The following is a 12055-nucleotide window of genomic DNA, read 5'->3' on the forward strand; positions in this document are numbered from 1 at the left end:
GGCCAGTAGCGCATGAGCAAACGCAGACTGAACCGCCGCCAGCAGTGGCGCATCGACAAGATCCAGAAAGAGCGCGAGGCGCGCGCCCACAGGCGCGCCGCCTCCGCGGAGCAGGTGCTGGAGGAAGGCGACCTGGGACCGGAGCAGACCGGGTTGGTGATCGCCAACTACGGCACCCAGGTGCTCGTCGAGAGCGCCGCCGACCCGGCGTTGCGCCAGCGCTGCCACCTGCGCGCCAATATCGACACACTGGTCACCGGCGATCGCGTCGCCTGGAGTCCCGCCACCGGTGACAGCAGCGGCGGTACCGGCGTCGTGGGCGCGCGCCTGGAGCGCCAGTCGGAGCTGCAGCGGCCGGATCGCTACGGCGACCTGAAGACAGTTGCGGCCAATATCGACCGCATCCTGATCGTGATCGCCCCCTACCCGGAGCCCTTTGCCAACGCCATCGACCGCTACCTGGTGGCGGCGGAAACCACCGGTATCGCACCGCTGTTGCTGCTGAACAAGAGTGACCGCATCGACGACGGCAATCGCGAGGAGCTCGAGGACCTGCTGGCGCCCTATCCGGGTCTCGGCTATCCGGTCCTGCGGCTGTCCACCAAGACCGGCGAGGGCCTGCCGGCACTGCTGGAGACGCTCGCCGGGGGCACCAGCGTGTTCGTCGGCCAATCGGGCGTGGGCAAGTCGTCGCTGGTCAACGCACTGCTGCCGTCCGCCGGCGCGCGCACCGGCGCCCTGTCCGAGGCCACCCAGAAAGGCACCCACACCACCACCGCGGCGGAACTCTTTCACCTGCCGTCCGGCGGCGATCTGATAGACTCCCCCGGCATCCGCGAATTCGGCCTCTGGCATATGGACGAGCAATCGCTGCTGGAGGGCTTTGTGGAATTCCGGCCGTTTATCGGTCACTGCCGCTTCCGCGACTGCCGCCACCAGGGCGAACCCGGTTGCGCCATCGCCGGGGCGCTGGCCCGCGGCACCATCAGCGAGCGGCGCATGGACAGTTTCCTGCGTCTGCGCAACAGCCTGGAATCGGAGAATTGATGTCGAACCTGATCATTGAACCGGAAGAGCTGGCTGCACAGCTCGGCCGGGAAGCACTGCTGGTTGTCGACCTGAGCACACCGCAGAACTACCGGGGCGGCCATATTCCCGGCGCTATTCACCTGCCGTTCCAGGCGCTGCTGGCGGGTACGCCGCCGGCGCCGGGCAAACTGCCCAGTGCCGAGCGGCTGACACAGGTATTTCGCGCCATCGGCCTGAAACCGGGACATCACGTTATCGCCTGCGACGACGAGGGCGGCGGCTGGGCCGGGCGCTTCCTGTGGACCCTGGAAGTCATCGGCCACAAAAACTACAGCTACCTGAACGGCGGCATGCACGCCTGGCGCAGCGCCGGCTTGCCGCTGTCGACGGAGGACGTGGCGCCGACACCGAGCGAGATCGATATTTCAATCGACCCCGCCCCGTCGATGGACGCCGAAGAAATCCAGCGGCACCTGCACGACGACAACTTCCTGGTCTGGGATGCCCGCTCGCCGCGGGAGTACAGCGGCGAACAGGTCGCGGCGATGAAAGCCGGCCATATTCCCGGCGCCATCAACTGCGAGTGGACGCAGCTGATGGACCCCCAGCGCGACCTGCGCATCCGCACCGACGCGCGCGAATTCCTGGCCAAGCTCGGTATCGATGACCAACACAGGATTGTCACCCACTGCCAGAGCCACCACCGCTCCGGCTTTACCTGGCTGGTGGGCAAATCTCTCGGTTTCGACATCCGCGCCTATCCCGGCTCCTGGAGTGAGTGGGGGAATCTGCCGGATACGCCGGTGGAGCGATAATCGGGACTCGGGACTCGGGACTCGGGACTCGGGACTCGGGACTCGGGACAAAATTGTCAGGAACAATTTTGGACGCCGCAAGGCGCCCGCGCAGCGGGTGTGCGCCGTGCGTACCCTACAAACTGGAATTTGCCTCCATAAGAATTGCCACTGAACTCCAAAGGCCGGGTGGGGCGCCGCTTTCCGGGACTGTCTGCGAGAGGGACCTCGCGGACAAGCCTACAGGGACGTATTCACGGCGTGTCCCGGAAAGCGGCGCCCCACCCGGCCCGGCAACCAACTCCGAATAACGGGGCCGAAGACGCTCCCAAACAGAAATAGACTTATGCACCCCAAACTATTTGCCGCACTGCAATACCTGACCCCACAACGGGCCCTGTCCCGCGCCGCCGGCTGGCTGGCGGAAACCCGCATCAAGTGGATCAAGGATCCGTTCACCCGCTGGTTCGTGGACCAGTACGATGTGGACATGAGTGAGGCGGAAGAGACAGACTGCACCGCCTTCGCCAGTTTCAACGACTTTTTCACCCGCGCACTGAAGGCCGACGCGCGGCCGATTGCCGGGGGCGACAATACCATCGCCTGTCCCGCTGACGGCGCCGTCAGCCAGCTGGGTGAAATTCACAACGGCCGTATCTTCCAGGCCAAGGGCCACGACTTCAGCCTGCTGGAACTGGTCGGCGGCGATCCGAAAACCGCGGCCCAGTTTACCGGCGGCCACTTCGCCACCGTCTACCTGTCACCGAAGGATTACCACCGGGTGCATATGCCCATCGCCGGCAGGCTCAGGAGTATGACCTATGTACCGGGGCAGCTGTTCTCGGTCAACGACGTCACCACCCGCACAGTGCCGCGGCTCTTTTCCCGCAACGAGCGAGTGGTCTGCATTTTCGATACCGCCGTGGGGCCCATGGCCGTGATCCTGGTCGGCGCGATGATCGTCGCCAGCATTGAAACCGTCTGGGCCGGGCTGGTGACACCACACAAACGCTGTGTGCGCACCACCGACTACGACGACAACCAGCCTATTCAACTGCAAAAAGGCGAGGAAATGGGCCGCTTCAAGCTCGGCTCCACGGTGGTGATGCTGTTCGGCGCGGACAAGGTGCGCTGGGCGGAATCACTCGGGGCGGAAAGCGGGGTGAAGATGGGGGAACATTTCGGCGATCTCCTGGCGCCGGCGTAAGAACCGGACCCGGCGCTGATGGCGCGGCCGCGTGAGCGCCAGGGAAAGCGGCCGCTTAGCGGTTCAAAAACCGCGAGAGAAACGCCGGCAGGCGCCGACGGCTGAACAGATAGCTGTCGCGCACCGCGGCCACGCTCACATGCGGGAAACGGCCCGGCTCCACATCATTGAGGATGGTGATCTTGTCACCGGGCGCGAGCTTGCCCCGCTGGATCAACTTATCCTTGCGATCGTCGTCGGCGGCCATATCCAGCAGCCTAGGCTCCGCCAGCAGCTGTTTATCGCTGTCCAGCACGACCATCACGCGCGGCTTCAGCCGCCGCCGATGGGTCTGTTCCACCACCACACCCACTTCGCCGGTGGAGAGCGCCACCTGGGTGCCGGTGGGATAGAGGCCGATGGACTGGATAAATTCCACCGCCAGTTGCTCCTGGAAGCTGATACCGCGCAGGTCATACAACCTGGCGACCGCTTTCGACGGTGCCACGGGATAGGTGATGCCGCGGGGATTGGTGGCCTCGTCATAGAAGGTGACGATACCGCACATGCGCGCCAGCACCGGTATCCTGTCGCCGCGCAGCCCGCGCGGGTAACCGCTGCCGTCGTGCATCTCGCGATGGCTGTGGACGATATCGACCACCTGCGGATCCATCTGCGGGTCCGCGGCCAACAGCCGCACACTGTGGTCGACAAACTGGCGGTACTCCAGCTCTTTGCGCGGATCGCGCCTGTGCGCCTTCAGCACCTCGTCGGGCAGCATCAGCTTACCCACATCCTTGAGCAGCGTCGCCACCCCCAGCCGCACCAGGTCGTGGCGGCGCAGACCAATATGGCGTCCGAACATCACCGCCCAGATACTGGCGCGGATGGAGTGGCTGTAGGTGTGCTCGTCCTTTTCCCGCACCCGCGCCAGCCAGGCAAATGCATCCGGGCTGCGCAGCACGCTCTCCACGAGGCTTTCCACTATGCGGTTGACCTGCTGCAGCGGAAGCGGCCGGTCGCCGCGGACCTGCACCATCACCTCGTGCATGCCCTTTACAATCTGGCTGTGCAGTTTGCGTGCCTGGTCGGCTTCCCGGCGTGCCGGCAGCGGCGCCGGATAGGCGTCGCGGGAAATCTGTACAGGCCTGCAGGGGATGGCTACCGGGATGCGGGCGGAGCCCGAAGCAGAGGAGGAGGGGGAGACGGTGCCGGCACCGCCACCATTGGCGCGGACGATGCGGCGCAGCTTGACGCCCACGTCACCGACGGTTTTCACCACATCGACATAGACGTAGCGACAGTATTTCTGCAGCTGGCGGATCTCTTCCAGATCGCGAATGTAGAACCCCTGCAGCGCAAAAGGTGTCCGCGTCCAGGGCCTGTCGAGCCTGGACACAAACATGCCGCGCTGTAGGTCTTCCACCAGGACTTTCGCCTGTTCTATTGCCACGCCTGTGTCGCCAAACCGTTTCAAATGGAGCACTACCGTACCGAGCGGAGAGGCTGCGGACGGAAGCGTTCTTTTATAACACGCAAGTCTACCCTCAGGTACACAATGAAATTGTGACCGATATCACGGTAATGATGTAAGAGCGTGTAATACGACTTGGCCAGCGGCTCAATCGTGGTATTGCGGTGATAATTCGACCACCGCCTCGATCATCGCGCGCGCGTGTTCCGGGTCCACTTTCGGCGTGATGCCGTGCCCCAGGTTGAAGATATGGCCGCTGCCGCGCCCGAAGGACGCCAGCACCGCAGCCACTTCGCTGCGGATTCGCTCCGGCGACGCATAGAGCACCGCCGGGTCCAGATTGCCCTGCAGGGCCACCTTGTCCCCGACGCGGGCGCGCGCCGCACCCAGGTCGGTGGTCCAATCCAGACCCAGCGCGCTGGCACCGGAATCGGCCATGGCCTCCAGCCACTGGCCGCCGCCCTTGGTAAACAGGATCGCCGGCACCGGGCGGCCGTCCGCCTCTTTGATCAGGCCGTCGACGATACGCGCCATATATTGCAGGGAGAATTCACGGTAGGCCTCGTGGCTGAGGGCCCCGCCCCAGGTATCGAAGATCTGCACCGCCTGGGCACCGGCGCGAATCTGCGCGTTCAGGTAGTTGATCACCGAATCCGCCAGCACTGTCAACAACTGGTGCATGACTTCCGGCTGGTTGTAGAGCAGCGCCTTGCAGCGGGCAAAGTCGCGGCTGGAGCCGCCCTCGACCATATAGGTGGCGAGTGTCCAGGGGCTGCCGGAAAAGCCGATTAGCGGCACGCGACCATTCAGTTCGCGGCGGATGGCGGACACCGCGTTCATGACATAGTCCAGATCGCGCTCACTGTTCACCACCTCCAGTGCGCCGATCTCCGCACCGGTGCGGACCGGCTTGCGGAATTTGGGTCCCTCGCCCTCTTCGAAGTAGAGCCCCAGGCCCATGGCGTCGGGGATCGTCAGTATGTCGGAAAACAGAATCGCCGCATCCAGCGGGTAGCGCTCCAGCGGCTGCAGCGTCACCTCGCAAGCCAGCTCGGTATTGCGACACAGGTCCATAAAGCTGCCGGCCTTGGCGCGCGCGGCGCGGTACTCGGGCAGGTAGCGGCCGGCCTGGCGCATCATCCACACGGGAGTGCGGTCCACCGGCTGGCGGGCCAGGGCGCGCAGGAATCGGTCGTTTTTCAGGGGGGCAAATTGGGAATCGGGCATGATCTGTACACTTTCCGGCGTGGGGCTGGCTAAAACGGCGGCTATTGTACAGAGCGCTGCCGGACTGTGACAGGGGACGGTCTATTGGTTATTCGTATGGTGGCGATTGGGAACGGCCGCCGGGTATTCCAGCGGCCCGCGGGCCGGGCCGGAACCCGGCGCTACCGGATCAGACATCGAGATAATCGAGGATACCCTCGGCGGCCTGGCGCCCCTCCCAGATGGCGGTCACCACCAGGTCGGAGCCGCGCACCATATCGCCGCCGGCAAAGACCTTCTCGTTGCTGGTCTGGAACTTGAACTCCTGCTCTTCCGGCGCGATGACGCCGCCCCAGTCGGCCACGTCGATCTTGTGCTCGCCGAACCATTCCTGCGGGTCGGGACGGAAGCCAAAGGCCACCAGCACCACGTCGGCGGGCACAATTTCCTCGGAGCCCTCCACCACCTGCGGGCGGCGGCGGCCGTTTTCGTCCGGCTCGCCCAGTTCGGTGGTCACCACCTTGACGCCGGTCACACCGCCACTCTCGCCGCCACCGACGATCTCCACCGGCTGGCGGTTGAACAGGAACTTCACCCCCTCTTCCTTGGCATTGGCCACCTCGCGGCGGGAGCCGGGCATGTTTTCCTCGTCGCGGCGGTAGGCGCAGGTCACGCTCCGGGCCCCCTGGCGCACGGAGGTGCGGTTGCAGTCCATGGCCGTGTCGCCACCGCCGAGCACCACCACGCGCTTGCCCTCGACAGAAATGAACTCTTCCGGGCTCTTTTCCCAGCCCATGTTGCGGTTCACGTTGCCCACCAGGAACGGCAGCGCATCGTGTACGCCGGGCAGGTCCTCGCCGGGGAAACCACCTTTCATGTAGTTGTAGGTGCCCATGCCCATGAATACGGCATCGTAGTCGTTGAGCAGCTCTTCGAAGGTGATGTCTTTACCCACTTCGGTATTGAGGCAGAACTCGACCCCCATACCGGTGAAAATTTCGCGGCGCCGCTGCATCACGGACTTTTCCAGCTTGAACTCCGGGATACCGAAGGTGATCAGGCCGCCGATCTCGGGGTATTTGTCGAACACCACCGGCTGCACACCGTTGCGCACCAGGATATCGGCACAGCCGAGCCCGGCCGGGCCGGCGCCGATGACGGCCACGCGTTTGTCGGTTTTCTTTACATGGCTCAGGTCCGGCTTCCAGCCCAGGGCGAAGGCGGTGTCGGTGATGTACTTTTCCGCGTTGCCGATGGTCACCGCGCCGAAGCCGTCGTTCAGGGTGCAGGCGCCCTCGCACAGGCGGTCCTGCGGGCAGACCCGGCCGCAGACTTCCGGCAGCGAGTTGGTCTGGTGGCTGAGTTCCGCCGCCTCCATGATGTTGCCGTCGCTGATCAGCTTGAGCCAGTTGGGAATATAGTTGTGTACCGGACAGCCGGTCTCACAGTAGGGGTTGCCGCAATCCAGGCAGCGGTGCGCCTGGTTGGCCACCTGCCGCTCGGTGTACGGCTGGTAGATCTCCACAAACTGGTTGGTGCGGGTGATGATGTCCTTTTTCGGCGGGTCCATGCGGCCCACGTCGACAAACTGGAAATCGTTGCTCAGTCTTTCTTTCATTCTGTTCACCCCTTATTCGCCGCGCTTGCGCACGTCCGCCAGCAGACCGGCGAGGCTCGCCGCCTTGGGTTTGACCAGCCAGAAGCGGCTCAGGTAGTCGTCGAAGTTGTCCAGCAACTCAGCGCCCCAGGCACTGCCGGTTTCATTGGCAAATTCCTCGATCACCTCGCGCAGGTGACTCTGGTGCGGTTCCAGAGTCTCGCTGCTGATGCGGCGCAGCTCGATCAGCTCGTGGTTGCACTTGTCGAAGAAATTGCGCTCCAGGTCCAGCACATAGGCAAAGCCACCGGTCATGCCGGCGCCGAAGTTGTAGCCGGTGCCGCCGAGCACCGCGACCATGCCGCCGGTCATGTATTCGCAGCAGTGATCGCCGGCGCCCTCGACCACCGCATAGGCGCCGGAGTTGCGCACGGCGAAGCGCTCGCCGGCACGACCGGCGGCAAACAGTTTGCCGCCGGTGGCACCGTAGAGGCAGGTGTTGCCGACGATGCTGGTGTCCTGGGACTCGAAGGCGCTGTTCTGCGGCGGGCGGATCACCAGCTTGCCGCCGGCCATGCCCTTGCCGACATAGTCGTTGGCGTCCCCTTCCAGGTACATCTCCAGGCCGCCGGCGTTCCAGACACCGAAGGACTGGCCCGCGACGCCTTTCAGTTGCAGCTTCACCGGCGCATCCGCCATGCCCTGGTTGCCGTGGCGCTTCGCGATCTCGCCGGACAGGCGTGCGCCGATGGAGCGATCGCAGTTGGTGACTTCATAGCTGAACTCACCGCCGGACAGGTTTTCGATCGCCGACAGCATGTCCGCGACCATGCGCTCCGCCAGCTCGCCCTTGTCCCAGGGGTCGTTGTGCGGGATCTGGCAGGTCTGCGGCTTGCTGTCGAGCAGTTCGTCGCGGTACAGCAGTGGCGACAGGTCCAGTTTTTTCTGCTTGTCGGTCTCGCCTTCCAATACGCGCAGCAGGTCGACGCGACCCACCAGCTCCTCGATGGAACGCACACCCAGGCCCGCCATCCATTCGCGCACTTCCTCGGCGACGAATTTGAAGAAGTTCATCGCCATCTCGGCGGTGCCGATATAGTGCTCGTCGCGCAGGTCCTGGTTCTGGGTGGCGACACCGGTGGCGCAGTTGTTCAGGTGGCAGATACGCAGGTATTTGCAGCCCAGCGCGACCATCGGCGCGGTACCGAAGCCGAAACTCTCGGCGCCGAGGATAGCCGCCTTGATCACGTCCAGTCCGCTCTTGAGACCGCCGTCGGTCTGCACCCGCACCTTGTCGCGCAGGTCGTTGGCGCGCAGGGTCTGGTGCGTCTCCGACAGGCCCAGCTCCCAGGGCGAACCGGCGTAGCGGATCGAGGTGATGGGGCTGGCGGCGGTGCCGCCGTCGTAGCCGGAGATGGTGATCAGGTCGGCGTAGGCCTTGGCCACACCGGCGGCGATGGTACCGACACCGGGGCGGGAGACCAGCTTGACCGACACCAGCGCGTCCGGGTTGACCTGCTTCAGGTCGAAGATCAACTGCGCCAGGTCCTCGATCGAGTAGATGTCGTGGTGCGGCGGCGGCGAGATCAGGGTCACACCGGGTACCGAATAGCGCAGCCGCGCGATCAGCTCGTTGACCTTGCCGCCGGGCAACTGGCCGCCCTCGCCGGGCTTGGCGCCCTGGGCCACCTTGATCTGCAGTACATCGGCGTTGACCAGGTAGTGGGGTGTCACGCCGAAGCGACCGGACGCCACCTGCTTGATCCTGGACACCTTGTCGGTCCCGAAGCGCGCCGGGTCCTCGCCGCCCTCGCCGCTGTTGGAGCGGCCGCCGAGGCGGTTCATGGCCTGGGCCAGGGACTCGTGCGCCTCCGGCGACAGGGCGCCGAGGGACATGGCGGCGGAGTCGAAGCGGCGCAGGATATTTTCCGCTGGCTCCACTTCCTCCAGCGGGATCGGCTGCAGGTCTTCCCGGAAGGCCAGCAGGTCGCGCAGTGTCGCCACCGGGCGCTTGTTGATCAGTTCGGCATAGTCGCGCCAGGCGGAGTAGTCGCCGGTGCGCACCGCCTGCTGCAACGCCATGACCACGTCCGGGTTGAAGGCGTGGTACTCCTGGCCGTAGACAAATTTGTGCAGGCCGCCCGGCGATACCGGTTTGCGGGCCTTCCAGGCGATCTTCGCCCGCGCCGCCGTATCCGCCTGCAGGTCGACGAAACCGGCACCCTGGATGCGGCTGGCGGCACCGGGGAAACACAGGTCCACCACATCGCGGTCCAGGCCCACCAGCTCGAACAGCAGTGCACCGCGATAGGAAGTCACGGTGGAAATGCCCATCTTCGACAGGATTTTCAGCAGTCCCTTGATGATGCCGTTGCGGTAGTTCTTCTGTGCCTCGGCCGCGTCCAGCAGCAGTTCGCCGGTGTCGATCAGGTGGTTGATGATGCTGTAGGAGAAATACGGGTGCACCGCGGTGGCACCGACACCGATCAGGCACGCCAGTTGGTGCGCGTCGCGGCTGCTGGCGGTATCGACGACGATATTGGTATCGCAGCGCAGGCCGGCGTGCACCAGGTGGTGGTGCACGGCGCCGGTGGCCAACAGCGCATCGATCGGCAGCCTGCCCTCGGCGATCTCGCGGTCCGACAGTACCACGATCACGGCCTCGTCACTGCGCACCGCCGCTTCCACATCGGCGCAGAGTTTCTCGATGGCCGCGCGCAGATCCAGTTCTGCCGGGTCGTAGTTCAGGTCGAAAATCTTCGTCCCGAAGCCCGGGCGGTCCAGCTCCAGCAACGCCGTGTATTTCATGTGCGACAGCACCGGCGACGACAGGATCACCCGGTCGGCGTGCTCGGCCGTCTCCTCGAACACGGATTTCTCGCGGCCGAGGCAGGTCTCCAGGGACATGACCACGGTTTCCCGCAGCGGATCGATGGGCGGATTGGTGACCTGGGCGAACTGCTGGCGGAAATAATCGTAGATGGAACGGTTGTGGCGCGACAGCACCGCCATGGGGGTGTCGTCGCCCATTGAGCCGACCGCCTCCTGGCCCGCTTCGGCCATCGGCCGCACCACGGTATTGCGCTCCTCGAGGGAAGAGCTGAACAGTTTCTGGTAGACCTTGAACTGCTCGTGGGAGAAGTTGTTGTCCACCGGCGCCGTCACCAGGGTGGAGCGGATGCGGCGCGCCTTGTCCTTCAGCCAGCGCTTGTAGGGCTGCGAGCGCTTGAGCATATCGTCGATGTCGTCGGTATGCAGCAACTTGCCCTCGCGGGTATCCACCGACAGCATCTGGCCCGGGCCCAGGCGGCCCTTGGCCACTACATTCTCCGGCGCGTAGTCGTAGGTGCCGATCTCGGAGGCGACAGTGATCACGTCGTCGTCGGTGATCACCCAGCGCGACGGGCGCAGGCCGTTGCGGTCCAGGGTACAGACAGCGTAGCGGCCGTCGGTCATCACCAGGCCGGCGGGGCCGTCCCAGGGTTCCATATGCATGGACGTGTATTCGTAGAAGGCGCGCAGGTCGGAATCCATGCTCTCGACATTCTGCCAGGCCGGCGGCACCAGCATGCGCACCGCCCGGTGCAGCTCCATACCGCCGGCGGTCAGCATCTCGAGCATGTTGTCGAGGCTGGAGGAGTCGGAGCCCTCGCGGTTGACCAGCGGTGCCAGTTCCGACAACTCGGGGATCAGTTCGGTGGCGAATTTCGGTGTGCGCGCCACGGACCAGTTGCGGTTGCCGGTAATGGTGTTGATCTCGCCGTTGTGCGCCAGCAGGCGGAACGGCTGCGCCAGCGGCCAGCGCGGCATGGTATTGGTGGAGAAGCGCTGGTGGAACACACAGATGGCGGTCTCCAGGCGCGGGTCCGCCAGTTCCGGGAAGAATTTGGGCAGGTCCGCTGGGATCATCAGGCCCTTGTAGGACAGCACGCTGGTGGACAGGCTGGCAATATAGACGCCATCGCCCAGCTGCTGTTCGGCCCTGCGGCGGGCGACAAACAGACGCGCGTTGAATTTCGCTTCCCCGAGGGGTTCTTCGGCGTCGTTGAGCAACAGGTGTTCGAAGCGCGGCAGGGTTTCCTTGGCAATCGGGCCCAGGCAGTCGTTGTCGGTGGGCACCGGCCGCCAGCCGGCGATACGCAGCCCCTGGGCCGTCAGCTCTCGCTCGAGAATTTCGCGCGCGCCACGGGCCGCCTCTTCGTCGAGCGGCAGCATGATCGACCCCACGGCATAGGCATCGGTCAACTCGGTGCCGAACAGGTCTTTCGCCTCGGCGCGCAGGAAGGCATCGGGTTTCTGCAATAGCAGGCCACAGCCATCGCCGGTCTTGCCGTCGGCGGCGATACCGCCGCGGTGCGTCATGCAGGTGAGCGACTCGATCGCCGTCTGCACGAGTTTGTGACTGGCCTTGCCTTTCAGATGCGCGATGAGGCCAAAGCCACAGTTGTCCTTGAACTCATCCAACCGATACAGACCGCTACCCATAGAATTCCTCATCGTTATCGTTGCGACCCTCGGCAGCCCGGTGTCGCCGGGATAACGCTGCCTGAAGGGTGGGGCTGCTGCTGAACATACCCCACTGACAAAAAAAGCCCGCGTGCGGGCTTTTTTATTGTCTTGCTGGTGTACTGCTTCGCCGGGTTTTCCCCAGAGGGCGCGCAATATTACTGGCGCGCCCCTGGAATTGCAAGGTTTGCCAGTTTTATCTTCTGTCAAGAGGTATCAAAACCGACTTATCTTCTTTTGGCAAAAGAGATTGCGAAATAGTC

At 64.4% G+C, this 12055-nt stretch carries 7 protein-coding genes; 3 read left to right on the forward strand and 4 right to left on the reverse strand.

Annotation, left to right across the window (positions count from 1 at the left end; translation table 11 throughout):
* Positions 1-12: 12 nt before the first annotated feature.
* The 3 genes from rsgA (at position 13) to asd (ending at position 3030) form a co-directional block, all read left to right on the forward strand.
* The gene (rsgA, locus tag MWN76_RS05975) at positions 13-1047 is read left to right on the forward strand and encodes a small ribosomal subunit biogenesis GTPase RsgA (protein ID WP_250460178.1); all 1035 of its coding nucleotides are present in this window, start codon (positions 13-15) and stop codon (positions 1045-1047) included.
* The gene (locus MWN76_RS05980; protein ID WP_250460180.1) at positions 1047-1844 is read left to right on the forward strand and encodes a sulfurtransferase; all 798 of its coding nucleotides are present in this window, start codon (positions 1047-1049) and stop codon (positions 1842-1844) included. Before rsgA ends, MWN76_RS05980 begins: the two co-directional genes overlap by 1 nt.
* 325 nt (positions 1845-2169) lie before the next feature.
* A complete protein-coding gene (asd, locus tag MWN76_RS05985; RefSeq protein ID WP_250460182.1) occupies positions 2170-3030 on the forward strand; it encodes an archaetidylserine decarboxylase in 861 nt (286 codons plus the stop codon).
* Between the two features lie 55 nt (positions 3031-3085).
* Here the strand turns inward: asd and MWN76_RS05990 are convergent, their stop codons facing one another.
* From MWN76_RS05990 to gltB, 4 genes are all read right to left on the reverse strand, one after another.
* Positions 3086-4462: a cyclic di-GMP phosphodiesterase gene (locus tag MWN76_RS05990; RefSeq protein WP_250460184.1), complete on the reverse strand. Its 1377-nt coding sequence runs from the start codon at positions 4460-4462 to the stop codon at positions 3086-3088.
* 168 nt (positions 4463-4630) lie between these two features.
* Positions 4631-5710, reverse strand: a complete 1080-nt coding sequence (gene hemE, locus MWN76_RS05995; protein ID WP_250460185.1) for a uroporphyrinogen decarboxylase — start codon at positions 5708-5710, stop codon at positions 4631-4633.
* A 169-nt stretch (positions 5711-5879) separates the two neighbouring features.
* Complete coding sequence (locus tag MWN76_RS06000; protein WP_250460187.1) at positions 5880-7307, reverse strand: FAD-dependent oxidoreductase; 1428 nt, start codon at positions 7305-7307, stop codon at positions 5880-5882.
* A gap of 12 nt (positions 7308-7319) precedes the next feature.
* Positions 7320-11771, reverse strand: coding sequence for a glutamate synthase large subunit (gltB, locus tag MWN76_RS06005; RefSeq protein ID WP_250460189.1), 4452 nt, complete (start codon positions 11769-11771; stop codon positions 7320-7322).
* Positions 11772-12055 lie beyond the last annotated feature (284 nt).

Source organism: Microbulbifer litoralis, assembly GCF_023634065.1.
Classification (GTDB): Bacteria; Pseudomonadota; Gammaproteobacteria; order Pseudomonadales; family Cellvibrionaceae; genus Microbulbifer; species Microbulbifer litoralis.

What these genes read in the sequence shown, in the direction of transcription:
- rsgA (WP_250460178.1), top strand. Translation starts at nt 13, where the DNA reads ATGAGCAAACGCAGACTGAACCGCCGCCAGCAGTGGCGCATCGACAAG.
- MWN76_RS05980 (WP_250460180.1), top strand. Translation starts at nt 1,047, where the DNA reads ATGTCGAACCTGATCATTGAACCGGAAGAGCTGGCTGCACAGCTCGGC.
- asd (WP_250460182.1), top strand. Translation starts at nt 2,170, where the DNA reads ATGCACCCCAAACTATTTGCCGCACTGCAATACCTGACCCCACAACGG.
- hemE (WP_250460185.1), bottom strand. Translation starts at nt 5,710, where the DNA reads ATGCCCGATTCCCAATTTGCCCCCCTGAAAAACGACCGATTCCTGCGC.
- MWN76_RS06000 (WP_250460187.1), bottom strand. Translation starts at nt 7,307, where the DNA reads ATGAAAGAAAGACTGAGCAACGATTTCCAGTTTGTCGACGTGGGCCGC.
- gltB (WP_250460189.1), bottom strand. Translation starts at nt 11,771, where the DNA reads ATGGGTAGCGGTCTGTATCGGTTGGATGAGTTCAAGGACAACTGTGGC.